The sequence below is a fragment of the Amycolatopsis sp. WAC 01416 genome (assembly GCF_003947485.1).
Lineage (GTDB): Bacteria > Actinomycetota > Actinomycetes > Mycobacteriales > Pseudonocardiaceae > Amycolatopsis.
Genome location: NZ_QHHX01000003.1, coordinates 847,496 through 870,949 on the forward strand (window position 1 = coordinate 847,496; position 23,454 = coordinate 870,949).

Sequence of the window (23,454 nt, forward strand, 5' to 3'; positions counted from 1 at the left end):
CGCACGGAAAAGGAAGTAGGTCATCATGGCGAAGGAGTTGCGGTTCGGCGTCGATGCGCGGCGCCAGCTCGAGCTGGGCGTGAACACCCTGGCCGACGCGGTGAAGGTCACCCTCGGCCCCAAAGGACGCAACGCGGTACTGGAGAAGCTGACCGGACCGCCGACCATCACCAACGACGGTGTGACCATCGCCCGCGAGGTCCAGCTGAGCGAACCGTTCGCCAACATGGGCGCCCAGCTCGTCAAGGAAGTCGCGATGAAGACCAACGGCGTGGTGGGGGACGGGACCACGACCGCCACAGTGCTCGCGCAGGCCATGGTGCGGGAGGGATTGGTCGCGCTCGGCGAAGGAGCGAACCCCATGCGGGTCCGCCGCGGTATCGAGGAGACCGTCGAGGCGATCGTCGAGTACCTCCGGAAGTCCGCGGCCGCCGTCGCGGGTGAGGTGGAGCTGGAACGGATCGCGACCCTGGCGGCGAGCGACGACGAGCGGATCGGCCGGGTGATCGCACAGGCGCTGGCCGCCGTGGGACGTGAGGGCGTCGTCGAGATCGAGGAGTCCGAGGATCCCGGGCTGAGTGTCGAACTGGTCGACGGAATCGAGTTCGACCACGGCTACACCTCGCCCTACATGGTCACCGACCGGGACCGGATGGAGGCGAGTTTCGACGATCCGGTGATCCTGTTGACCAACAAGAAGATCAGCCAGGTCCAAGAGCTGATGCCCACGGTGGAAGCGGCCCGTCGCCTCGACCGGCCGCTCGTGATCCTCGCGGAGAACGTCGACGGCCCGGCTCTGCAGATGATCGTCGCGGGCAATGTGCACGGCACCTTCCCCGCGGTCGTGGTCCGCGCGCCCGGCTTCGGACACCGGCGGCTGGCCGAACTGGAAGACCTGGCCGCGGCGCTCGGCGGACGTGTCGTCAGCGAGGACGCGGGAGTCACTCTGACCGACGTCACGGAGCGGGATCTCGGCCGGTGCGAGCACATCACCATCACCGAAGACACGACCACGATCATCGGCGGCGCCGGCGACGAGGCCACCGTGCGGGCGCGTATCGGTCAGCTGGACAAGCAACTCGGGCGGGCCGGATCGAACATGACCAGGACAGCCTCAGGCTGCGGATCGCCAGGCTTTCCGGCCGGGTCGCCGTGGTCAGTGTCGGTGCCGCGACCAGTGTCGAGCTCAAGGAGCGGATGCTGCGCGTCGAGGACTCGCTGGCAGCGGCCAGGGCTGCCCTGGAGGAAGGAGTCGTCGCCGGAGGTGGCGCGGCGCTGGCACAGGCCGCGACGTCCGTCCAGTTGGGCGTCCTCGACGGCGATGCCGCCCAGGGGCGCGAGATCGTACGGCGGGCTCTCGGTGAGCCGCTGCGCTGGATCGCGGCCAACGCTGGTTACGACGGAGCCGAGGTGCTGGATCGGGTCGCCGCCATGGACAACGGTCAGGGGTTCGACGCGCTCACCGGCGAGTATGGCGACCTCTTCGCGGCGGGCGTCATCGATCCGCTCAAGGTGACCCGGTCTGCCCTGGAGAGTGCGGCGTCGATCGCGGCCCTCCTGATCACCACCGAAACCGCCGTCGTCGAACAGGTGTTGGTCAACCCGGGCGCGATCATCGCTCCCGGCGTCGGCGACCTCGCCGAGGGCATGGTCCGCCCGTCGAACATCTATTGACGGGTACGGCAAACGTATTGTGAAGGGGACTTTCGCCGCATTGGCTGCGGGGAAAGTCCCCTTTCACCCGTAGTAGGTGGCCCGACGCTACCTCGTCAGCGCCGCGCGCGATCGGTCGTGGGCGGCCAAGCGCAGTGCGAGATCGAGGAGGTTTCCGGGTGAGCAATGGAGTTCCACCAGCCCGGCTTCCGCCGCGGCTTTGGCGTAAAAGGACTCGCCGGATCGAGTCGAGGGCCGGACGATTCCCCCGGACATGATCCGCATGTCGGCGGCTTCGGCCAGGGTGTAGCCAGCGCCGATCGCGTCACCATTGATCGCGGCCACGATAGGACATGGGTGAGCGCGCAGCGCGTTCAGCGCGCACTGCAATCGTTTCCACCCCTCAGTCCGGGCCAGGCCAGCCACCGGATCGAGGTCCGGTGCGAAAACGTCGCGGTCGCCGGTGAGGATGATCGGCCGGTCGGGACCGATATAGGCGAGTGCCGCGGCCAGCCGGTCCAGCAGTTCGGAGTCCAGCACGCCGGACTTCGTCGACCGGATGCGGATCACCGCGGTCTCCCGCCGGTATTCCAAATCAATCATCTGAGGCCTCCTCGGAAACCGCGGGCCGAATTTCGAGCGTCTGACTCGCTGAAATCGTACTGAGGCTCGGTTATTTCTTTGTCTCACATTGAGACCGTCACGCAATGACGCATGTGGTGTGATCTCAAGAAGAAGATTCTCCGACGAGTCGATCGATTGGTTCTGGTATCGATGAGTGATCAAGGCCGATCCCGCCCTGGCGAATCGAACCCGCTTGCCGGGCCGTCGGCCGATGCCGCCGCGGATACGCACCTTCCGTGCTTCGAACACGCCTGCCGCACCTTGGTTCCGTCCGGCTGGCGGATCGATGCCGTGACGATCCGCCGTCGACGCGGGCCGGTCAGCCGGCGCAACCCGCCGTCGTGATCCCGTACAGGCGGATCTTCCGGTAGATCGTGGCCCTGGACATCCCGATCGTCTTCGCCGCACTCGTCGGGTTGCCGGCGTTCGCCTGCAAGGCGTTCACGATCGCGTCCCGCTCGAGCGCCTCGATCGGGGAAAGCAGCCGGTGGCTGCTGGAAAGACCTTCCGGCGGCAGATCCGCGAGCTCGATGGTGCCCGTGGAACGGCACCTGGCCGTCGCGGCCAGAACGGAGCGCAGCTGTGCGATGTTCCCAGGCCAGTTCAGCCGGGCCAGCTGGGCCAGCGCGGCGGGTGAACAGGACAGCTGGTCGTCCGGTGAGAGCTGGCGCAGCAGATGCCGAACGAGTTCGGGGAGGTCGTCGATGTGGTGACGCAGGGCCGGGACCTCGACGATCCGGGGGAAGACCGAACGTAGCCTCGGCGGGAATTCGGAAGACCCGCCGGCGTTCACGATCGCGATGACCCGTGCAGCCCCCTTGTCCTCCTGGTCGTGCGCGGAGAGCAGGTCCGTCACTGCGGCGGCCTGCTTGTCGGTCAGCTGTTCGGCATGCCGGAGCACCACCGTCGCATCGGCGATCGCGAGGTCCGCGGACAGCTCGCCGAGCCAAGTGCCGAAGTCGGCGGTATCCGGCGGAACCAGGCTTCGTAGCGGTCGATGAGGGTCCCGGCTCATGTGGAGGGCGCGGAGAAGGGTGGCCTTGCCGGCGCCTGGTTCGCCCTCGATGGCGAACCAGTCGCCACGTGTCCAGCAGGCCACACCCTGCTGGACACAGCGTGTCCAGGCTGGGCCGCTGCCCGCGATGCCGGGTAGCGCGGCCGTGCGCCGCTGGGGCAGGACGATCCCGCAAGCGGTCGGATCCGGGCGTTTCTCGAGCCGGATCCGGAACATGCCGCCGGCGAGCCCGTTGTCGGCTGAGACCGGCGTGTAGCGCAGCTGAGCCGTACGCCCGCTGGGCAATTCGACGGTGCGTTGCGTATGCCGGTTGTCCGCGCGCATCGTGTCGACCGCGTAGCCGATGAGCGTTTGCTGTTCGGCCGGGTCGACGGAAAGCCGGAGCGCGTCGTTCATCATGACGACATCGTTGTTGAGGGCGAGCACGGGTGAGGAGGTCCGCTGGCAGACCTTCATGTACTCGCGCATGAGCGCGACTTCCCGCTTGCCGGTCTGGGTGACCAACTCCGCCTCGATCTGGCGGGCGGTCGCCGAGGCCAGCGCGGTGAGCATCGGCCCGGGTGCCTGGCTCCAGGTCGTGATGTCCAGGACGCCGACCACCTTGCCGCGGACCGGGTGGCGGATGGGTGCGCCGGCGCAGGCGAACTCGCGCAACGCTCCGGTGTAGTGCTCGCGACCGTCGACGAAGGCCGGTGACCGGCTCGTCAGGGCCGTCCCGATCCCGTTCGTGCCGACGAACTGCTCGGCGTAGCTGAATCCGGGCGCGAGCTGGACCGCGTCCAGTGATTGCTCGATCTGGTGGCTGGAGGAGCGCCGGTCGAGGACCAAGCCTGCTTGATCGGTCAAGATCGTGCTGACCGCTTCGCCTCGCAGCTGGTCGTGCAAGGCGTCGAGAATATGAGCAGCGCTGCGGGCCAGTGGCGCTTCGAGGTCTGGATCGCGGATGAAGGGTGCGAGAATCCGGTCGGCGTCCACGTTGTTGTCGCGCGATCGTTCCCAGGACGCGAGAATTTCTCGCCTTATCTGCGGGTCGCGCTCGCCTTCGCCGCTTAGGAACCGATCCCGGGCATCAGCAAGCCCAGCGCCGTCGGTTACGAGAGCGCTGGCGGTGTTCGGCCCGCGTAGCTCCATTGCCACGGGAGGCTCCCTTCGCGTCGCCCCTTCCCGCTCAGGGTAGACCGGCTACGTGTGACCGGTATCTCAAAATGAGACGATCCCCGCCCGGGGGTTCGAGGGCAGGCCGCGTCTCAAATTGCGACGGACGCGTGGCCCGCGCCGGTGTCCAATGACGAGTGAGCTTCGACTGCGCACAAAAGGAGCGCGCCATGGTTGAACAGAACCCGAGCCTCGGTCTTTCGAGTCGTGAGCTGGCCATGTTGAGGGCGGTCGCCGCTGGGCGTGCCCAGCTTTCGTTGAGCTGCGAACCGGATTTGTTCGTCGACGGCCTCGCCTGCTGTGACCAGATCGCCGCGCGCCGGCTGGCTCGGCTGAACTTGGTCAGGCCCGCGAGGCCTGGCCGTCCAGGTCGGCGGGTGCCTGCCAAGCTGACCAGCGCCGGTTACGCGGCGGTCGAATCCGGCAAGGTCGCGGCCTAGGAGGCCGTCGGCGATGAAGGGCGAGATGGCGGCGGTGGTGTGGTCGGCGCCGAAGTGGAGGGCGAACTCGCGGCCGTGGCGGTAGGAGGCGTGGGCGGCCCCGAGTGCGACCAGGGCTATGCAGCAGCACTGAACGGCCAGAGTTGGAATGCGCCACAGCCCGGGCGGGGTTGCTCCGTTCGGGCTGCCCATGGCGGTCACCAGGCCTTGCGGCTGTGCCGCTCGATCACGATCGTCGCGGAGATCCGCAGCTCACGATGCGATTTCGGTTCGTGGGGTTGTTGTCGGAATCGCGCCAGGGATTCGAACTCACACACCGTCATCGCGCCTTCGAGCCGGTGTTCACAGCTGTGCACACCCGCGACGCCCGTCCCCGAGCCTTGAAATAGAAGAAACCTTCACTCGGTAAGGTTGAGTGAAGGTTCTCGCAACTGGTGAGATCTCACCTAAAGCGGTGTCCGAGGGGCGATTGCTCACTATCCACACGGCTCTGGCTTGCGTGACATTTAGTAGTTGAGCGTCTCGGTAGTCGGCAGCGAGTACTTCCGTGTTTAAGAATACTCGAACCCGCGTCAACAACCTCACGACCCGCAACAACTAGTTCTTCCCGCGTCGGTACTCGCTGGGGCTGCAACCGTGTTCTCTGCGGAAAGTGCGCGAGAAGTAGAACGCGTCGTTGTAGCCGATGGTCCTGGCGATCTCGGAGATGTCGCGGGACGTGGTAACCAGCAGCTCGCGCGCTCGGGCCATCCGCAGGCGCTTGGCGTATTCGACCACGCCGCAGCCCGCCGCCATCCGGAAAAGGGCCGCGAAGTGCGAGGGGGACAGGCCCGCCGTGCGCGCGAGCTCTTTGACGATCACCGGCTTCGCGAAGTTGTGCCGCAGGTACTCCTGCGCCTGGCGAACAGGCTCGGTGGGCTGGTGGGCTTCGGTCAGTGCGTCCGCGGCCAGCTGCGCCAGCAGAGTCCAGCCCGCGCCGGAGGCCGAGATAAGGTGCGGGAAGGTCTCGTCCCGCTCGAGGAAGCCGATGGCGTCGTCGATCGCCGAGACGGCCCGGTAGACGTCGCGCACCTCGATGATGGCTTCTCCGCCGTCCGGTGTGACGACCGAGAGCAGCTCCGAGACCTGGGAGCCCGCGGCGTGCAGCCACCAGATCGTCCAGGGGGCGCGCGAGTCCGCCCGGTAGAAGTGCGGGAGGGATGGGGGCAGGACCAGGGCATTTCCTGGCCTGATCACGTTCACTCTGCCGTCGACCTCGCAGTGCCCGACCCCGTCGGTGCAGACGATCACGATGGCTTCCGGTGCGCTGCGCGGGCGGTGCATGCCGTGGTTGGCCGCGCTGGGGAAGTACCCGGCGTCGGTGACGAGCAGGCCCGAGGTCGGGGCTCTGCGCAGGGCCGACGCCACCAGCGGCCGCGGCAGCACGCGCAACCGCTGACCTGGGAAGCCATCGGGCAGCAGCATCCGCACACCGTACAGCCGGCCGTCGAATCGTCCAGGTGACTCGGTCGATTCGGCCATCCCGCCGAACGGGTGCCCGGGCATAGCGTTGCCGCATGTCACAGGGTGAATCGACGCTGATCCTGCCGTCCCGCCCCGCCGAGCACGCCGAGGCCGGGGTCGCGGCGTGGCGGGCGGGGGTGATGATCGACAGCTACCTTCCCGAGGCGCCCGACCGGTATCCCGCCTACCTGGACCGGCGCGTCTATCAGGGCTCCTCCGGGCGGGTGTATCCACTGCCGTTCCATGACCGGATCAGCCCGGTGAAGGCCCCGGCGGAGTGGGACGCGGTGCACCTGGAGAACCGCTGGTTGCGGCTGATGGTGTTGCCCGAGCTCGGTGGCCGCATTCATGTTGCTTTCGACCGCACCCGAAACTACGACTTCTTCTACCGCAACCCGGTGATCAAGCCCGCTCTCGTCGGCCTGACCGGCCCGTGGATCTCCGGCGGAGTCGAGTTCAACTGGCCGCAGCACCATCGGCCGGCCACGTTCCTGCCGGCCGACGTCGAGATCGAGCACGAGCCCGATGGCGCCGTGACCGTGTGGTGCTCCGACCACGACCCCTTCGACCGGATGAAGGGAATGCACGGCGTCCGGATGCGGCCCGACAGCGCCGTCCTGGAGTTGCGGGTGCGGCTGTACAACCGCTGCGAGCGGACCCGGACGTTCTTGTGGTGGACCAATATCGCCGCGCGAGCGGATGAGAACTACCAGTCGTTCTTCCCCCGTGACGTGCGGGTGGTCGCCGATCACGCCAAGCGCGCGACGACCGGCTTCCCCGCCGCGGATCGGGCCTACTACGGGGTCGACTACCCGGCCCGGCACGACGAGGTCGACACGGTCGCCGGTGGCGGGCAGGTCCGCGGCGACCGCCTTGACTGGTACCGCAACATCCCGGTGCCGACCTCGTACATGTGTGTGGGCAGCAAGGAAACGTTCTTCGGCGGCTATGACCATGCGGCGCGGGCCGGGTTCGTGCACGTCGCCGATCGGCAGATCGCTGTCGGGAAGAAGCAGTGGACTTGGGGCGCTTCGGAGTTCGGTGATGCGTGGGGCCGCAATCTGACCGACGACGGTTCGGCCTACGTCGAATTGATGGCCGGGGTCTTCACCGACAACCAGCCGGACTTCTCCTTCATCGCGCCCGGGGAGACGAAGGTGTTTTCCCAGTTCTGGTATCCGATTCAGGAGATCGGCCCGGTGCAGGCGGCAACCGTGGACGCCGCGGTGCGGGTGGACCTCCGGGGAACGAGCGCGCGGGTCGGAGTCATAGTGACGGCTGACCGCCCCGGATGCCGCTTGTCGCTCGTCGACGGCACGGCGGCCGAGGTCGCCGAGGTGCGCGCCGACATCGCGCCGGGCAAGCCCTTCCAGGAGAGCATCCCGCTGACGCGGCCCGCTGATCGACTCGTGCTGCGCGTCCTCCACGGTGACGAACTGTTGGTGGAGTGGGATTCCCTGGTCCCCAGTGCGGACGTTCAAGTCACCCCGGCACGCGAGCCCGCCGCGCCCGAGGACGTGCCGACCGTGGAAGAGCTGGCCGTGATCGGCGCGCACCTCGATCAGTACCGGCACGCGACGCGCTCACCGGAGCTGTACTGGCGTGAGGCAGTGCGCCGCGATCCCGCGCATGTCGCGGCCAATGTCGGGCTCGCTGGGCGCGCGTATCAGCGTGGTGACTTCGCTGAGGCGGAGAAGTTGTCGCGGGTAGCCGTTTCCCGGCTGACGACGGTGAACCCCAACCCGGTCGACACGACCGCGCTGTACTGCCTCGGTCTCGCGCTGGAGCGACTCGGCCGCGCCGACGAGGCCTACGACGTATACGGTTCCAGCTCCTGGGCGCGTGCGTGGCGGGCACCGGCGGGCTATCGCATGGCGCGCATCGACGCCGCACACGGGCGGAACGGGGAGGCGCTGGCCAGGCTTCAGGATGTGCTGCGCACCGAGCCGGAGCACCTGCAAGCCCGTGCGCTCCGGGTGATCGTGTTGCGCCGTAACGGAAAAGACGGTCAAGCGGCAGAACTTGCCGAAGCCACCCGTGCGCTTGATCCCCTGGACTGGTGGACGCGCGATCTGCTTGGCCTGCCTCTCACTACGGACGCGCAGACCTGCCTTGACATCGCGCTGGAGTACATCGGCGTTGGTGAGCACGACGCGGCGCTGCGGGTGCTCGACGTCGCCCGCGAGCGGGAGGGTTCTCGCGCGATCGGACAGACAGTGGCCGGGCCGTTGCTGGAGTACTACCGAGCCGAGGTGCTACGCAGGCTGGGCAGAGACCACGAGGCGCGTGAAGCCGTTGGGAGGGCGCAAAATCTCGACGCGACGTGGTGTTTTCCTTCGCGGTTGGACGACGCGTTGACGTTGGAGCGTGCGGCGAACTCCGACGACACGGACGCGCGGGCTCGCGCGCTGCTCGGACACTGGCTCTACGCCAACGGACGCCCTGATGACGCGTGCACGGCCTGGAATGCCGCAGCAGTGATCGACCCGGATGATCCCGTGGTGTGGCGGAATCTGGGGCTCGCGGCCTTCAACCATCTCGGTGACGCCGACCAGGCATGCGCGGCCTACGACTCCGCGCTCGCCGTCGCGGGGGACGACGCCAGGTTGATCTTCGAGCGTGACCAGCTCAGCGCGAGGCGCGGCGTGCCGCCCGGGCAACGGCTGGACTGGCTCCTGCGGAACCGCGCCCTGGTCGAGACGCGGGACGACGCCACCCTTGAGCTCGCGAACCTGCTGATCACCGCCGACCGGCTCGACGAGGCCCGCGAACTGCTGCTTGGCCGCACCTTCCAACCATGGGAGGGCGGTGAGGGCGACGTGCTGCGCGTGTGGGACCGGCTGTGCCGCTCGCAATCCACAGTGGACGATGCGTTTGCGCCGCCGGAATCCCTCAGCGAGGCAAGGCATCCGCTCGCGAACACCGCGCAGCTGCACCTGATGCGGGGTGACCTGCTCGGCGACCGGGCGGCGTGGGAGCTGGCCGCCGCGCAGCAGGGCGACTTCCAGGGGATGAGTACCCAGCCCTACTCCGAGGCGACCTACTCTTCGGTGCTCGCGCTGCGCAGGCTTGGTCGCACCGAGGAAGCCGACCGGCTCACCGAGGCATTGCGCGACTTCTGCGACACGTTGGAAGCGAGCCCGGCGACCGTGGACTACTTCGCGACTTCGCTGCCGTCGATGTTGTTGTTCACCGAGGACCTGGCCGCCGCACAGCTGCGCCGAGTAGGTTTTTTGCGGGCGCAGCTCGACATTCTCGACGGGCAGCACGCAAGCGCAGGTGACCGGTTGGACGCGCTGCTGGCTGTGGACCCCCACCACGTCGACGCGCTGGACCTCGCCCGATCGATCCGGACTCCAACGCCGTGACGGCGTCTGTGCACCGTCACGGCGTGCGGGATTCCTTACACATCAGGACTATCCGCCACGGTTCCGGTCGCGGCCGCGTCGGCGTACTTCGCGAGGCGCTCGGCCATCGGGACCCCGGCGCGATGGGCTCGCCTGCCGGTGCCGCCGCGCTGCCACGGCGCCGGGCCGGTCAGCGGGCGGAACTCGACTCCGGCCGCCGCCAGCCGGTCGAGGTGGCGGGGCAGCCGCCGGTGGAGATCCTGCGTGCGGGAGCCCCAAGCGATCTCCGCGAAGGCACACGTTCGCGGGTACAGAAGGTAGTCGACCAGTCGTGGGTCCTTGACGAACTCGGTCCACATTTGGCACTGGATCCCTTGCACACGAGCACTTTCGGCCTCGGACCAGTCCTGCGGGATCGGCTCCCACGAGGCGACGTCGTCGAGGGTGACCGGGCCGCCGATCGCGAGCGGCTCGTCGGGGTGGGCCTCCTGGAAGTAGTCGAAGTAGGTCGGCATGACCGGCGAGAGCACGACGTCGTGCCCGGCCGCCGCCGCCCGGCGGGCGACCTCCGCGCCACGCCACGCCATGACCAGCGTGGTGGTCGACTCCGCGTCGGCGGCGCTTCCTTGCGCGGCAAAGCTGTCGTCCCACGTGACCGGTGTTTTGCCGTGATCGGCCAGCATCTGCCGCACTTCGGCCATCAGGGCGGCGAAGATCTCGGCGCTCCCGGAAAGCCTCCGCTTGTCGGCGAACGCACGCACCACCGGGTCGTTGTCCCACGCCCGCAGGACGGACTCGTCGCCACCCACGTGCACGTAAGGGGAAGGGAACAGCGGGAGCAGCTCGTCGAACAGGAGGCGCAGGAACTCCAGGGACTGCTCCGACGGAGCCAGGAGCGCGTCGTGCACACCCCAGTTCGGGTGCACCGCGCGATCCGGCACGGACGGGGACCCGAACTCCGGGTAGGCGGCCAGCAAGGCGCCGGTGTGGCCGGGAACGCCGATCTCCGGGACGACCGTGATCGCGCGGTCCGCCGCGTAGGCGATGATCTCGGCGAGGTCGTCGCGGGTGTAGTAGCCGCCGTGCGGTGTGCCGTCGTGGACGACCTCGTCGGAGTAGTGGCTGACCTGGCTCGTCGCCCGCCAGCTGCCGACCTCGTGCAGGCGCGGGAAGCGAAGGCTCTCCACCCGCCAGCCCTGGTCGTCGCTGAGGTGCAGGTGCAGGGTGTTCAGCTTGTGCGCGCTCATCAGGTCGATGTGGCGCAACACCTCCCGCTTGGGCAGGAAGTGCCGGGCGACGTCGAGGAGCATTCCGCGCCAGCGGAATCGTGGGCTGTCCTCGACACGGACGACCGGTGCGACCCACCGGATGTCCGACGGCGCGGCCTGCCGGTAAGCGGCGTCGGGAAGGAGCTGGCGCAGGGTCTGCACGGCATACACGACACCGGAACGGTCCGCCGCGGTGATGGTCACTCCGGCCGCGGTCACGTCGAGCACGTAACCCTCGGGAGGGGTCGCGCCCGCGCGAAGCAGCACCCGCAGACCCGCGGGTTCGGTGACCACCTTGCCGGCCATGGGCAGCAGCGCGATCGCCCGCAGGACCGCCGCCCGTTCCTCCGCCGGCACGTCAAGGCGCACCGGGAGTTCGGCCGGAAGCTGGAACACCCCCGCGCCGAGCAGCACCGAGTGCGGTCGGGGGATGAGGTGTGCCGCCCGCTCTCGCGCGTCGTCGTGGCTCATGGTCGCTGCCTCCTGTATGCGTGCACATGTTTCTTTCTGTTCAATTACCGTCTACAGTAATCATATGCGCTCATTTCTGGGGCCATTATGCGCATAAACGAACGAAAACCACCACGAAGGGACGCCGATGTATCTCCCGATCGCCGAGGTTGCCTGCGTGCCGGCTCGGGCGCGCGTCTTCGAGCAGGGCTGGCAGTCCTGGAGTCCCACCGGCACCTACCCGGGTGACGCGACCTCTCCCCGGCCGTCCTCGGCGCAGATCGCGGCGAGCTGCTTCCGCTTCGACCGGCCGATGCCGGAGTCCGGATTCCAGGGCGAGGGACTTGTCGTGATCGACCCTGGCGACGGCGGCCCGGTGCGGTCGTGGTCCGCGGTGGATCACTCCGCCGAAGTCCCCTCCATCCGCGTGCAGGCGCTCGGGGACCGGCTCGTCGTCTCCAGCCTGGGCGCTGTCCGGGAGACCGAGCACGCCGACCTCCCGCGCGCACTCGTCGCCTGGGCCGAGGAGGTGGCGGCCGTCGGTGGCGTGACGGCGGTCCGTCCGCTCGGTCCGGGGTGGAGCAGCTGGTACGGGCACTGGAACAAGGTCACCGAGCAGGACATCGCCGACACCCTGGTGCACGCCGGACGACTGGAGCTGCCGCTGGAGATCATCCAGCTCGACGACGGCTACCAGAGCGCGATCGGGGACTGGCTCGACATCCGGCCGGGCTTCGGCTCCCTTGAAGGAGTGGCGAAACGCGTCGCCGACACCGGGCGGCGCGCGGGCATCTGGCTGACGCCGTTCTTCGTCGCCGCCGGCAGCCGGGTGGCGACCGAGCATCCGGACTGGCTGGTGCGGGGCACGCCCGCGATGCGCGAGTGGGACCGGGACATCGCGGTGCTCGACGTGACGCACCCTGGCGCGGCGGAGCATCTGGGCGGCGTGTTCAGATCCCTTGTGGCGACCGGGTTTTCGTTCTTCAAGATCGACTACATCTACGCCGGAGCGCACCCCGGCTCGCGGCACGCCGACGTGTCGGGGCACGACGCCTACGTGGCGGGGATGCGGATCATCCGCGAGGCGGTCGGGCCGGACTCGACCGTTCTCGGTTGCGGCGCACCGATGCTGCCCAGTGTGGGACTCGTCGACGCCATGCGGGTCAGCCCGGACACCGCGGTCGCCGTCGAACCCAAGTCCGGGGACGTCAGCCAGCCCTCGCAGCTCGGCGCGCGGCTGGCCGGGGCCGCGCGGGAGTTCATGCACGGCCGGTTGTGGGTCAACGATCCCGACTGCCTGCTGGTGTCTCCGCGCGTGGAAGACCGCGCCGGCTGGGCGGATCACGTGGCCTCCAGCGGTGGGTGGAGGTGTTCGAGCGATCGCCTCGCCGACCTCGACGAGTGGGGAGCCACGCGCACCCGCGAGCTGCTCACGCCGTCAACCAGTCCTGCCTGATCTCTCCGGAAGGGAGTCCGCCATGGCTCAGGTCCTCACGGTGCCGACCCCGCCGCCACCGGTCTCGACCCGGCCGGTGCCGCCACGGGGACGTCGTCGGCGGGCGCGGGAAACCCTGACGGCATATGCCTTTGTAGCCCCGAGCCTGTTCGGCGTCGTCGCGTTCCTTTTGCTGCCAGTACTGATCGTCGCCGGGCTGAGCCTGTTCGACTGGAAGCTGCTGGCCGAGCCGGAGTTCGTCGGGCTGGCCAACTACGAGCGGCTTTTCGCCGACGGCGGGATCGGCCACTCGCTGCTGGTGACCATCGCCTACGTGGTCCTGACCATCCCCGTACAGACGGTGCTGGCCCTGTTGCTCGCGCTGCTGCTCAACCAGCGAGTGCGCGGCGTGAAGATCTTTCGCGCGATGTTCGTCCTGCCTTGGATGGCGACGCCGGTGGTGATGGGCCTGGTGTGGGGCTGGATCTTCGACCCGGCCAACGGCGCGGTCAACTCCTTCCTGGAGATCTTCGGGATCGGCGGACCGAGCTGGCTGTCCTCGGCCGGCCTCGCGCTGCCCTCGGTAGCGGCGACGCAGGTGTGGCAGTTCGCGGGCTACAACATGCTGTTCTTCCTCGCCGGGTTGCAGTCCATCCCGAAGGACTTCTACGAGGCGGCCACGCTGGACGGGGCGTCGCCGGTCCGGCAGTTCTTCGCGATCACACTGCCGCTGTTGCGCCCGACGCTGTTCTTTGTCCTTGTCACCAACGTGATCGGCTCGTTCCAGGTCTTCGACACCGTTTTCGTGATGACCAACGGCGGTCCTGGCAACAGCACCGAGGTCATCAACTACACGATCTACCAGACCGCGTTCCGGCAGTTCGATTTCGGCTACGCCTCCGCCATCGCGATGGTGCTGTTCCTGATCATCCTCGCGGTCACCATGGCGCAGGTCCGGTACTTCAACCGCACCACGACCTACGACCTGACCTGAGAGGGGCCGACCGTGACCACGACCACCCGGCGACGGCGGCCATCCCGCCGCGCCGCCCTCTACGCGACGCTGATCATCGGGGCGGCCATGTCGGTCTTCCCGTACTGGCTGATCGTCTCGACCGCGTTGAAACCGCGCGGTGAGCTCTTCGAGGCGGCACCCTGGGCGCCGCCGTCCTCGCCGACGCTGGAGAACCTCGGCGCGCTGCTGGGCTCGGACTTCGCGCAGTCCATCCTCAACACCTTCATCTTCGTCACCGTCCTCACCGTGGGGCAGCTGATCTTCACCACGCTGGCGGCGTATGCGTTCGCGCGCTTGGACTTCCGGGGCCGCAACTCGCTGTTCTGGCTGTACCTGGCCACCCTGATGGTGCCCAACGTGGTGACCCTGATCCCGCTGTTCCTGATCATGCGTGAGCTGGACCTGGTGAACAGCTGGTACGGGCTCGTCGCGCCGTACGTCTTCGGCACGCCGTACGGGATTTTCCTGATGCGCCAGTTCTTCCGCAGTATCCCGCGCGAGATCGAGGAGGCCGCGCGGGTGGACGGCGCAGGGCACCTGACCATCCTGTGGCGGATCATCCTGCCGCTGAGCAGGCCGATCCTGGCCACGCTGGCGATCGTCACGGTGATCTCGTCCTGGAACAACTTCCTGTGGCCGCTGATCATCACCAGCAGCGAGGACACCCGCGTGGTCACCGTCGCGATCGCCGCCCTGCGCTCGGAGATCGGCATCGACTACACCCGGATGATGGCAGGCAGCCTGCTCACGCTGTTGCCGATGCTGCTCGTCTTCGTCTTCTTCCAGCGCTACATCGTCCGGTCGGTCGCCCTGACCGGACTCAAGTGACACAAAGGAGTGTCCCCATGAAGCTCTCGGCTTTCCGGCGGAAGGTGCTCAGCGCGCTGACAGCCGGCGCACTGGTCGGGCTGGTCGCCGCCTGTGGCGGCAGCGGCGACAGCAACGGCAAGACGACACTGACCTACCGAATCTGGGACGAGCAGCAGCAGAAGGGCTACGAGAAGGTCTTCGAGGCGTTCAAGGCCCAGTACCCTGACATCGACGTCAAGATCGAGCTTCAGCCCTACGACCAGTACTGGACCAAGCTCGTCACCGAGATGGTTTCCGGCACCGCTCCCGACGTGTTCTGGATGACGCCCGCGAACTTCCCCGAACTGGCGACGAAGGGCGCGTTGATGGACGTCTCCGACGCCGTGGAGCAGTCCGGCCTCGCCAAGGACAAGTACCACGCCAACGTGGTGGATTCCTTTACCTACAAGGGAAAGATGTACGCCGCCCCCAAGGACTGGGGCGTACCGGGGATGCTCTACAACAAGCAGGTCTTCGCCGAGGCCGGCGTCGCGATGCCCACCGAGCCGCTGACCTGGGCACCCGACGGATCCGGGACGTTCCTGCCGCTGATGCAGAAGCTCACCGTCGACGTGAACGGCAAGCACCCCAATGAAGCCGGCTTCGATCCGGCCAAGGTCAAGCGGTGGGGCTTCGCCTCCTGGAACCACTCGGGCACCCAGTGGCTGAACTGGATCCCGAGCAACGGCGGCACGACGATCACCAAGCCCTACGGCACGTTCAACTTCGACGAGCCCGCTTCGGTCGAGGCGTTGCAGTGGGGCATCGACCTGATCAAGAAGTGGCACGTGTCCCCGCCCGCCGAGCAGACCAACCCGCCGGCGGGCCGTGCGACCGAGATGTTCCAGCGCGGCGAGGTCGCGGTCTTCCCGGCCAACAACGCGCTGCTGCCCTTCGTCGCCCCCAACTCGACCTTCCCGATCGGCACCGCATCGCTTCCTGCGGGCAAGGCAGGCCGCGTCGTGATCATCAACGGCCTCGGCGAGGCGGTCTACTCCCGCACCGAGCATCCCGACCAGGCCAAGCAGCTCGTGTCGTTCCTGGCCACCCCGCAGGCGCAGGCGATCATGGCCGAGGGTGGCTATGTCTTCCCGGCCATCAACGACCTCGCCCCGCGCTACGTCGAGCATTGGAAGGCTAAGGGCATCGACACCCAGCCGTTCCTGGACGAGGCACGCGGCAAGACCGTGAACTTCCCGATCGTGTCCGGCTTCGCCGCGGCGGAACCCAAAATCAACCAGATCTTCAACGACATGTACCTCGGATCGGTCAATGTCTCCGACGCCGCCGGGGAGGCTGTCAAACAGGGCAACGCCCTGCTCACCCCCGAGAAGTAAAGAGGTCTGCCATGTCCGCATCACCCAAGAGATGGCGAGCGGCGGCGATCGCCACCGCCGCGTCGCTGGCCGTCTCACTGGCACCGGCCGCGACGGCCGAGCCCGCGCCCGGGGTGCCCGTGCAGCTGCTGTCGATCACCGACCTGCACGGCTACTTCGGCGAGTACACCACGACCGTGCCCGGCTCGCGTGCCGGTGAGCCCGCGAAAACCGTCGGTGGCGGGGCGTATCTCGCCTCGCACCTCGACCGGCTGCGCGCACCGGAGAACTCCGTACTGTTCTCCGCGGGCGACGACTTCTCCGGCTGGCCGTCGGAGACCGCGTGGTTCTGGAACGAGCCGACGATCGAGTACATGAACATGATCGGCGTCGAGTTCTCAACCGTGGGCAACCACGAGATCGACCGGAAACCGGCCTACCTCGAGCATATGATGGAGGGCACCTGCCAGGGCCGCCCCGACCGCGACCTCTGCTTCACCGACTCGACCGGGAAACGCTTCCAGGGCGCGGACTTCGACTACTACTCCGCGAACGTGATCAACGAAGCCACCGGCCGGCCGCTGGTCAAGCCGTACCACGTGCGGCAGGTCGACGACGGTCGCGGCGGCACGCTCCCGGTGGGATTCATCCACGCCACGACCACCCACACGCCGGAAGAGCAGCTCTCCTACTGGCCGAGCGAACTGAAGTTCCTGCCCGAGGTGGAGACGATCAACCGCTACGCCGAGGAGCTGCGCGGGCGGGGCGTCCAGGCCATCGTCGCCGTTGTGCACGAAGGGTTCTCGCAAGCGAACGGGGCGGGGTACAACGACTGCACCGCACCGTTCGGCCCGCTCGCCGACATGAACAAGCAGATCAGCCCGGCGGTGGACGCCATCGTCGGCGGGCACTGGCACGCGCTGGTGAACTGCATGCTGCCCGACCCGGCCGGTAATCCCCGCCCGGTGGTGGATGCGGCGAACCACGGCAGGCTGATCAACGAGATCAACCTGGAGCTGGATCCGGCGACCGGCGATGTCCGGCGAGACCGGACGAAGTCGGTCAGCCACGCCAACACCCGTGATGTCGCACCGGATCCCGAGGTGCAGCGGATGGCGAAGTACTGGAAGGACCGGCTCCCCGCGCGGGGTGACCAGCAGGTCGCCACGGTCACCGGCGATCTCACCCGCACCTCCGGCACCGACGAGGAGTCCACGCTCGGCAACACCACCGCCGATGCGTTCCGCTGGGCGGCCAACCAGGACGGACAGGCCGATCTCGCGGTCGCGATGCCGGGAATCTTGTTGCGCGACATACCTTTCGTCCCCAATCCAGCCAATCCCGCGGACGCACCGGGACGGGTGCTGTTCTCCGAGCTGGTCTTCGGCACGGTCTACGAGAACGGCATCGGCCCGGCCGTCGTGCGCGGGACGGTGACCGGCAAGAAACTCGACGAGCTGATCGAGAGCCAATGGCAGCGAGGGGCCGACGGTGTCGTGACGTATCGGCACATGGCCGTTTCCGGCAACGTTTCCTATACCTACGACCCCGACGCCCCGCTCGGGCAGCACGTCGACATCAAGAAGATCCGGATCAACGGGAAGCCGGTGAAGGCCGACCGCGAGTACCGGATCGCGACTCTGGCCAACAACTTCTTCGCCCGCAACGCCACACCCGGGTTCACGGCGCTTTTTGACGCCAGGAACCAGGATCGGAGCATCTATTCCGGTGCGGACGCGCTCTGGAAGTACCTGGAGGCGAGGTCACCGGTCCGACCGCCGAAGCTCGACCGGGTCCGGCCCGCACCGGGAAACCGGCCTGCGTAGTCACCTGAACCGGGACGGAGGGGTTGGCACGTGTTCGCTCATCGAGTCGAACTTGCGGACATAGGTCAGTCCCTCCGGGATCTCGATGCTGGTCGTCGAGGTCCAGCCACGGGTCAGGGTGGGCCAGTCGGGCACGTCGGGGTGGAAGTGCGGCCGGAACGGCTCGTAGCCGTCGATGAAGGCGGCCGGTTCCGACCTCGCCTGCCACCGGATGTCCGCCGACAACCGCAGCCGGTCGCTGAGGTTGGGGCGGGCCCCGTGCACGGTGAGGCTGGTGAACATGAGCACGTCCCCCTGGCCGAAGTGGGTGCTGCGCCAGTCGTCCACGCCACTGCCCGCCACCTGCGCGGTGACCCCGCCGGGGCCCTCCGCCCGGGACACACCGAGCACGCCGAGCTTGTGCGACCCGCCGAGGACCTCGAGCCCGCCGGCGTCGGCGGGACAGTCGGCGAGGGGGATCCACATGGTCAGGGTGTCGACCGCGCCCTGGATGAGGCGGTAGTCCTGGTGAGCGGGCGTGGGTGTGGCCCGCGGCGTCGGCGCCGTGACGCGGGCGATGTGCATCGGGTGGCAGAAGACCTCCTCGCCGAGCAGCCGCTGAGCCAGGCCGCGCAGCTCCTCCCGTTCGCTGAGCTCGTGGAAGGACTGCGTCGCCTGCACGGCGGAGTACATGCCGAAGAAGGTGGACTTGCCCTCCTCGACTGCCCGGTCGGACGCCCGAAGCTCGTGCGGCTCGGTGCCGGAGGCCAGCCACCTGCTGTCGTGGAGCACGGCCGCGATGTCGGCGCGAACACCGGTGACGTAGTCGCTGGGCAGCAGGCGGGGGAAGTAGAGGTAGCCGTCCTCGGACATGCGCTCCCGTAGCGCCGCGACGTCGTCGGCGATTTCGCTGGAATCGATCAACTGCTTCATGTTCTGCCTCCGCGGTGGGGTCTCGACGTATTCGACTGTAGGAAGGGCGGGGCATCGCGGACATGGCTGAACCTGCCGGGAAGATGACAGATCCTGCTGTGACGCCCTCGCCTCCGGCCGGGTTGCTCGTCGTCGGCGAGAGCACCTTCACCAAGCGCCTTGAGGCGATCCGGCCGACCGGCTCACCGAGCTGGCTGCTCATGTGGACAACGCGGGGGCGCGGCGTCGTGCACCACGGGGACACGGCCCTGACCACCAGCGCGGGGCGGCTCGTGCTGATCGAACCCGGCGTGCGGCACACCTATGGAGTCGCACCCGACGCCGCGGAATGGTCGCTGCTGTGGGCACATTTCCGCGCACCACAAGGAAACTGGCTCGGGACGAGTCGCCATCTGACACCGGCGGCGAGCGGCGCCGCGGAGGCCATCGACGCCGCCTTCGACCGGCTCCGCCGTTACGCCCGGCTCACCGGTGATCACATCCCGCCGTCGCCGGTCCACCTCCCGGCCTTCGCCACCCGCCCCGAACAGCAGGCCCTCGCCATGTGCGTGCTCGAGGAGATCGTGCGCCTGGCCGACCTCGTCGGCGCTCCCGCCGCGCCACCGGGCCCTGACCCGCGCATCGCCCGCGTGCGGCAGCTCATTGCCGAGACACCGGAGGCGCCGCACACCCTGAACTCGCTCGCCGCCACCGCCGGGCTGTCACCGTCGCACTTCAGCCACCTCTACGTGAGGGCCACCGGCCACAGCCCCATGCAGGAGGTGCGCACCCGCCGCTTGCACCGCGCGGCTCGGCTGCTGACCGGCACGGGAATGTCCGTCGCCGCGGTCGCCGGCACCGTCGGCTACGTCGACCAGTTCCACTTCAGCCGCGCGTTCCGCCGCGAGTTCGGCCTGCCGCCGAGCAGCTACCGGCACAACGGCGAGGTTCCCGGTTGGGACTGACGTGTGCGGAATCAGTGCGGGCGTCCCCAACACCGACCCCGTCAGGCAGGAGACCACTAGGGGGACTCATGGACCAGCCGCTCGGCGAGGCATTGCGGAGCTATCGCATCGCGTTGATGCTGACCCAGGAAGTGCTTGGTGAGCAAGCATTGTCGAGCGCACAGGCAGTGGGCGCGCTGAAGCACGGAGCCGGCGGTTCCCGCGCCGCGAGAGCGTGAACCGGCCCGCTGACGCGTTGCACCTCACCGGTGCCGAGCCGCCACTCACGACCCCTTGCGAAACCGTACGTATACAGACAACCCACAGCCGCCTGACCTGCCACCGACGACCACCCTGGCTGATCAAGTCCGGACAGTGCCGAGTCCGGCAAGGCGTAATCGGCGGCGCACCGTCTCACGGGGCCGGTCGGGCGCCTTCGACGTGGCCATCACGGCCGTCCGGGAGGCTCGTGGCGTTCGACGGCGTTCCACAGGATGGCGATGGGTGCCTGGTCCGATTTCTCTCGCCCGGCGAACTCCTCGAGGAGCGCGTCGACCCTGCTGTTCAGCTCCGCTTGGTCGCGGGCATCCAGCCGCAGAACCGCCCGGCGGGTGTGCTGGGGGACTGAAGGGTCGTTCTCGCTGATCTCCGCCCGGTGTGCGTCCAGGATGGCGAGGTCGACTTTGGCCGTTAGGTGACGGTCGCTCCCCGGCTCGAGATTGAGACGCCAGGTTTTCTTGGTCGCTCGGTAGGGATGTTCCCAGGCACCTTTAGGTCCTCGCCGTGGCTCCTCGGCCACGACAAATCCCGTTGAAGTCAGTATCCGCAGCCTGCGCAGCAGTGTGGCCGGTGCGACGTCGAGGCGTTCGGCGAGTTGCTGGTTGGTCCATGCCCTGTCCAGGCACAACCGCAGGATGCGCCAGCTCAGCGGGTGGGAGAGCGCACGCAGTTCTTCCGGCGTCGCGGCTGGGGGCTCGATCTGTCCGGCCATTGACAGGACTGTAATCGGTTCCCATACTCAAAATCAATTTCACTCGATGAAATCGATGGGAGTCGACGTGGACTCGGTCAGGGAATACGTGCGGCGGCACCGGCTGCGGCACGAGCAGGAACTCGCGGACTGGATCGCGGTGCCCAGCGTGAGCGCCACGGGCGAGGGCATGGAACAGGCCACGCCGTACGCGCGGGAGTTGCTGGAACGCAGCGGGCTCAGCTCACGGGTAGTGGAGACCGGCGGCTGGCCGCTGGTCGTCGGGCACGTGGCGGGTCCGGCGGACACCCCGCATGTGGTGATCTACGGGCACTACGACGTCCAGCCGGCGGGACCGCTGGAGGAATGGCACAGCCCGCCGTTCAAGGCGATTGTCCGCGAGGGCCGGATGTACGGGCGCGGCACCGGCGACAACAAAGGTCAACACCTCGCTCAGCTCCTCGCTCTCCGGGCACTGCGCGACATCCATGGGGGACCGCCGTGCTCGGTGACCGTGGTGCTCGACGGCGAGGAGGAGATCGGCAGCCCGCATCTGACCGGCACGCTGGCGGCGATACGGGAGGACTTGGCCGCGGATCTCGCGGTGTGGAGCGACGGTCCGGTGCATGACAGTTACGAGCCGACGGTCGCGCTCGGCGTGCGTGGCGTCGTGGCCTTCGAGATCACCGTGCGTGGCGCGAACAGCGCGCTGCATTCGGGAAACTGGGGCAATGTCGCGCCGAATCCCGCCTGGGAGCTGATCTGGCTGCTGTCGACCATGCGCGGACCCGACGGCCAGGTGACCGTCGACGGTTACGACGCGGGCGTGACGCCCTTGACCGACGCCGAACTCGACGCGGTGCGGGCACTGCCGATCGACCCGGCCGCGATGCTGGCGGAAGCCGGGCTGGACCGGATGGACACCGGTCGCGGCCAGGACGTCAACGAACGACTCGCGATGCCAACATTCAGCATCAACTCGTTGACCTGCATGGACAACGACGAGCACCGCACGGTCATCCCGTCGGTCGCGGTCGCCCGGTGCGATATGCGGCTGGCCTGTGGCCAGCGGGTGGAGACGGTCATCGACGCTGTCCGCGCACACGTCGGCAAGCACCTGCCGCACGCCGAGCTGCGGTTCGGGGCGACCATGGAGGCGTCCCGAACCTTGCCGGACGCGCCTTATGCCGACCTCGTGCTGCGTGGGGTGACCGAGGCACACGGGAAGCAGGCTTTGGCGGTCCCGGCGATGGGCGGCAGCCTGCCGATCGCGGCGCTCACCGATGGGCTGGCCCTGCCCTGCTACGGCATCGCGCTGGCGAATGTCGACGAGCGTAACCACGCGCCGAACGAGAACCTCGAACTCCATCGGTTCCACCAGGGCATCGTGACCGCGGCCAGTGTCCTCTCCAGCATCGGCCGACGATGAACGCGACAGTGCGCCTCGTCGCGGCGGCCTCGACCGGGAACATGCTGGAATGGCTGAGCTTCACCGCCTACGCACTGGTCGCCGACGTCATCGCGCGGCAGTTCTTTCCTTCGGCCGATCCGGTGACCTCGTTGATGTTGGCACTGGGTACGGCGGTGGCCGCCTACCTGGCCCGGCCGATCGGCGCGGTGGTGCTCGGTGTCTACGCCGACCGGGCCGGACGGCTGGCGGCCTTGACCGTGGCGATCCGGCTGATGACCCTCGGCTCGTTCCTGATCGTGATCCTGCCCGACTACGGGACGATCGGCGTGCTCGCGCCGATCGGGATGCTCCTCGCGCTGGTGCTCCAAGGATTCTCCGCCGGCGGTGAGTTCGGCTCCGCCACCGCACTGCTCGTCGAGAGTCACGCCGGGCGGCGTGGCTTCATGGGGAGCTGGCAAACCGCCAGCCAGGCGTTCGCGGTCCTGCTCGCGACCGGCTTGCTCGCGACCACGAGTGGGTTCCTGAGCCCGGCGCAGTTCGACGCGTGGGGATGGCGGATCCCGTTCGCGGTCGCCCTGCTCCTCGGCCCGGCCGGCTACTTCATCCGTACCCGGCTGCGCGACTCGCCGGAGTTCATCGCCGCACGCGCCAAGCCGGACTCCGGGCCGCCGCGCCCACTGGTGCACCTCATGCGGCACCACAAGACACGGGTGCTGCTGGTCATGGGCATGATCGCGGTCTCGACGGGGTTCTCCTACCTGATCACCTACATGCCGACGTTCGCCATCCGGCACCTCGGCATGTCCCCGTCGACGAGTTTCACCGCGACCTTCGTGACCGGTGTCGTCCTCACCGTGCTCACACCCGTAGCCGGTCACCTCTCCGACAGGATCGGGAGGGCCCGGATGCTCACCGCGGCCGCCGCCGTGATCGCGCTCATCAGCCTTCCGCTGTTCCTGCTCATCCGCGCCGCACCGGCGATGGTCACCCTGGTGACGGCCTTGGCACTGATGGGCCTGGTCAAAGCTTGGTACGCCGGGCCGCTGCCCGCGGCCATGGCCGAAATGTTCCCTGTCAGTGGCAGGGGAACGGGGCTGTCGATCAGCTACAACCTCGGCGTCATCCTCTTCGGCGGCGTCACCCCGCTGGCCATCACCCTGCTGATCGCGGTCACTGGATCCACCCTCGCGCCCAGCTACTGGATCACCGCGCTCGCCCTGCTCAGCGGTATCTGCGTGGTGCTCGCCCGCCGATACCGGCAATCCGCTCCGTCGTCCACTCTTGAGGGAGCCGACGGGGGCCTTCGCCGCGTCTGACGTGGCGAAGGGAGCTTTCACCGCAT

18 protein-coding genes and 2 pseudogenes are annotated in these 23,454 nt (G+C 68.1%); 13 read left to right on the forward strand and 7 right to left on the reverse strand.

From position 1 onward, the window contains the following. The first annotated feature begins 25 nt into the window (after nt 1-25). Nucleotides 26-1,674 (forward strand): annotated as a pseudogene (groL, locus tag DL990_RS13515) (chaperonin GroEL). Nucleotides 1,675-1,761: 87 nt separating this feature from the next. Here the strand turns inward: groL and DL990_RS13520 are convergent. Further along, nucleotides 1,762-2,256 (reverse strand): enoyl-CoA hydratase-related protein, encoded by a 495-nt coding sequence (locus tag DL990_RS13520; RefSeq protein ID WP_125788195.1) that lies wholly within the window; start codon nt 2,254-2,256, stop codon nt 1,762-1,764. A 340-nt stretch (nt 2,257-2,596) separates the two neighbouring features. Then, nucleotides 2,597-4,177, reverse strand: coding sequence for a sigma-54-dependent Fis family transcriptional regulator (locus DL990_RS13525; RefSeq protein WP_158632611.1), 1,581 nt, complete (start codon nt 4,175-4,177; stop codon nt 2,597-2,599). A 12-nt stretch (nt 4,178-4,189) separates the two neighbouring features. On the opposite strand from DL990_RS13525, the gene DL990_RS41250 reads away from it, so the two are divergent. Both DL990_RS41250 and DL990_RS13530 read left to right on the forward strand, forming a co-directional pair. After that, on the forward strand, nt 4,190-4,345 hold the full coding sequence (locus DL990_RS41250; RefSeq protein ID WP_158632612.1) for a hypothetical protein: 156 nt from the start codon (nt 4,190-4,192) through the stop codon (nt 4,343-4,345). A 272-nt stretch (nt 4,346-4,617) separates the two neighbouring features. Continuing rightward, complete coding sequence (locus DL990_RS13530) at nt 4,618-4,887, forward strand: hypothetical protein (protein ID WP_125798855.1); 270 nt, start codon at nt 4,618-4,620, stop codon at nt 4,885-4,887. Nucleotides 4,888-4,944: 57 nt separating this feature from the next. Here DL990_RS13530 and DL990_RS13535 read toward each other — a convergent pair. Further along, a pseudogene (locus DL990_RS13535) lies at nt 4,945-5,079 on the reverse strand (hypothetical protein); the annotation flags it as partial. 405 nt (nt 5,080-5,484) lie between these two features. Then, nucleotides 5,485-6,351, reverse strand: a complete 867-nt coding sequence (locus tag DL990_RS13540) for an AraC family transcriptional regulator (protein ID WP_233599136.1) — start codon at nt 6,349-6,351, stop codon at nt 5,485-5,487. A gap of 92 nt (nt 6,352-6,443) precedes the next feature. Between DL990_RS13540 and DL990_RS13545 the strand changes: the two genes are divergently transcribed. Further along, nucleotides 6,444-9,758 (forward strand): DUF5107 domain-containing protein, encoded by a 3,315-nt coding sequence (locus DL990_RS13545; RefSeq protein WP_125798856.1) that lies wholly within the window; start codon nt 6,444-6,446, stop codon nt 9,756-9,758. Nucleotides 9,759-9,793: 35 nt separating this feature from the next. Here the strand turns inward: DL990_RS13545 and DL990_RS13550 are convergent, their stop codons facing one another. After that, nucleotides 9,794-11,476: a beta-N-acetylhexosaminidase gene (locus tag DL990_RS13550; RefSeq protein WP_125798857.1), complete on the reverse strand. Its 1,683-nt coding sequence runs from the start codon at nt 11,474-11,476 to the stop codon at nt 9,794-9,796. A 157-nt stretch (nt 11,477-11,633) separates the two neighbouring features. On the opposite strand from DL990_RS13550, the gene DL990_RS13555 reads away from it, so the two are divergent. Genes DL990_RS13555 through DL990_RS13575 form a run of 5 tightly spaced genes read left to right on the forward strand, consistent with a single transcriptional unit; the run spans nt 11,634 to nt 17,896 of the window. Beyond that, nucleotides 11,634-12,911 carry a glycoside hydrolase family 36 protein gene (locus DL990_RS13555; protein ID WP_199746343.1) on the forward strand — a complete coding sequence of 426 codons (1,278 nt, stop codon included), beginning with the start codon at nt 11,634-11,636 and terminating at the stop codon, nt 12,909-12,911. A gap of 22 nt (nt 12,912-12,933) precedes the next feature. After that, nucleotides 12,934-13,884, forward strand: coding sequence for a carbohydrate ABC transporter permease (locus DL990_RS13560; protein WP_233599135.1), 951 nt, complete (start codon nt 12,934-12,936; stop codon nt 13,882-13,884). 12 nt (nt 13,885-13,896) lie between these two features. Next, entirely contained in the window at nt 13,897-14,733 is an 837-nt protein-coding gene (locus DL990_RS13565) for a carbohydrate ABC transporter permease (protein WP_125798859.1), read from the forward strand. A 17-nt stretch (nt 14,734-14,750) separates the two neighbouring features. After that, the gene (locus DL990_RS13570) at nt 14,751-16,091 is read left to right on the forward strand and encodes an ABC transporter substrate-binding protein (RefSeq protein WP_125798860.1); all 1,341 of its coding nucleotides are present in this window, start codon (nt 14,751-14,753) and stop codon (nt 16,089-16,091) included. Between the two features lie 11 nt (nt 16,092-16,102). Further along, the gene (locus DL990_RS13575) at nt 16,103-17,896 is read left to right on the forward strand and encodes a bifunctional UDP-sugar hydrolase/5'-nucleotidase (protein ID WP_125798861.1); all 1,794 of its coding nucleotides are present in this window, start codon (nt 16,103-16,105) and stop codon (nt 17,894-17,896) included. Here the strand turns inward: DL990_RS13575 and DL990_RS13580 are convergent, their stop codons facing one another. Beyond that, nucleotides 17,897-18,808: a phytanoyl-CoA dioxygenase family protein gene (locus DL990_RS13580; protein WP_125798862.1), complete on the reverse strand. Its 912-nt coding sequence runs from the start codon at nt 18,806-18,808 to the stop codon at nt 17,897-17,899. An 83-nt stretch (nt 18,809-18,891) separates the two neighbouring features. Here DL990_RS13580 and DL990_RS42300 point away from each other — a divergent pair, with 83 nt between their 5' ends. Together DL990_RS42300 and DL990_RS41255 are read left to right on the forward strand one after the other, a co-directional pair. Further along, complete coding sequence (locus tag DL990_RS42300; RefSeq protein ID WP_158632613.1) at nt 18,892-19,752, forward strand: helix-turn-helix domain-containing protein; 861 nt, start codon at nt 18,892-18,894, stop codon at nt 19,750-19,752. Nucleotides 19,753-19,820: 68 nt separating this feature from the next. After that, nucleotides 19,821-19,970, forward strand: a complete 150-nt coding sequence (locus DL990_RS41255; RefSeq protein WP_158632614.1) for a hypothetical protein — start codon at nt 19,821-19,823, stop codon at nt 19,968-19,970. A gap of 209 nt (nt 19,971-20,179) precedes the next feature. Here the strand turns inward: DL990_RS41255 and DL990_RS13590 are convergent, their stop codons facing one another. Then, complete coding sequence (locus DL990_RS13590) at nt 20,180-20,722, reverse strand: winged helix-turn-helix domain-containing protein (protein WP_125798864.1); 543 nt, start codon at nt 20,720-20,722, stop codon at nt 20,180-20,182. 46 nt (nt 20,723-20,768) lie between these two features. On the opposite strand from DL990_RS13590, the gene DL990_RS13595 reads away from it, so the two are divergent. Both DL990_RS13595 and DL990_RS13600 read left to right on the forward strand, forming a co-directional pair. After that, nucleotides 20,769-22,130, forward strand: a complete 1,362-nt coding sequence (locus DL990_RS13595; protein ID WP_233620457.1) for a M20/M25/M40 family metallo-hydrolase — start codon at nt 20,769-20,771, stop codon at nt 22,128-22,130. Continuing rightward, the gene (locus tag DL990_RS13600; protein ID WP_125798865.1) at nt 22,127-23,428 is read left to right on the forward strand and encodes an MFS transporter; all 1,302 of its coding nucleotides are present in this window, start codon (nt 22,127-22,129) and stop codon (nt 23,426-23,428) included. The genes DL990_RS13595 and DL990_RS13600 overlap by 4 nt, the downstream gene beginning before the upstream one ends. The last annotated feature ends 26 nt before the right edge of the window (nt 23,429-23,454 follow it).

What these genes read in the sequence shown, in the direction of transcription:
- DL990_RS13520 (WP_125788195.1), bottom strand. Translation starts at nt 2,256, where the DNA reads ATGATTGATTTGGAATACCGGCGGGAGACCGCGGTGATCCGCATCCGG.
- DL990_RS41250 (WP_158632612.1), top strand. Translation starts at nt 4,190, where the DNA reads ATGAGCAGCGCTGCGGGCCAGTGGCGCTTCGAGGTCTGGATCGCGGAT.
- DL990_RS13530 (WP_125798855.1), top strand. Translation starts at nt 4,618, where the DNA reads ATGGTTGAACAGAACCCGAGCCTCGGTCTTTCGAGTCGTGAGCTGGCC.
- DL990_RS13540 (WP_233599136.1), bottom strand. Translation starts at nt 6,351, where the DNA reads ATGCTGCTGCCCGATGGCTTCCCAGGTCAGCGGTTGCGCGTGCTGCCG.
- DL990_RS13545 (WP_125798856.1), top strand. Translation starts at nt 6,444, where the DNA reads ATGTCACAGGGTGAATCGACGCTGATCCTGCCGTCCCGCCCCGCCGAG.
- DL990_RS13550 (WP_125798857.1), bottom strand. Translation starts at nt 11,476, where the DNA reads ATGAGCCACGACGACGCGCGAGAGCGGGCGGCACACCTCATCCCCCGA.
- DL990_RS13560 (WP_233599135.1), top strand. Translation starts at nt 12,934, where the DNA reads ATGGCTCAGGTCCTCACGGTGCCGACCCCGCCGCCACCGGTCTCGACC.
- DL990_RS13570 (WP_125798860.1), top strand. Translation starts at nt 14,751, where the DNA reads ATGAAGCTCTCGGCTTTCCGGCGGAAGGTGCTCAGCGCGCTGACAGCC.
- DL990_RS13575 (WP_125798861.1), top strand. Translation starts at nt 16,103, where the DNA reads ATGTCCGCATCACCCAAGAGATGGCGAGCGGCGGCGATCGCCACCGCC.
- DL990_RS13580 (WP_125798862.1), bottom strand. Translation starts at nt 18,808, where the DNA reads ATGAAGCAGTTGATCGATTCCAGCGAAATCGCCGACGACGTCGCGGCG.
- DL990_RS42300 (WP_158632613.1), top strand. Translation starts at nt 18,892, where the DNA reads ATGACAGATCCTGCTGTGACGCCCTCGCCTCCGGCCGGGTTGCTCGTC.
- DL990_RS41255 (WP_158632614.1), top strand. Translation starts at nt 19,821, where the DNA reads ATGGACCAGCCGCTCGGCGAGGCATTGCGGAGCTATCGCATCGCGTTG.
- DL990_RS13590 (WP_125798864.1), bottom strand. Translation starts at nt 20,722, where the DNA reads ATGGCCGGACAGATCGAGCCCCCAGCCGCGACGCCGGAAGAACTGCGT.
- DL990_RS13595 (WP_233620457.1), top strand. Translation starts at nt 20,769, where the DNA reads ATGAAATCGATGGGAGTCGACGTGGACTCGGTCAGGGAATACGTGCGG.
- DL990_RS13600 (WP_125798865.1), top strand. Translation starts at nt 22,127, where the DNA reads ATGAACGCGACAGTGCGCCTCGTCGCGGCGGCCTCGACCGGGAACATG.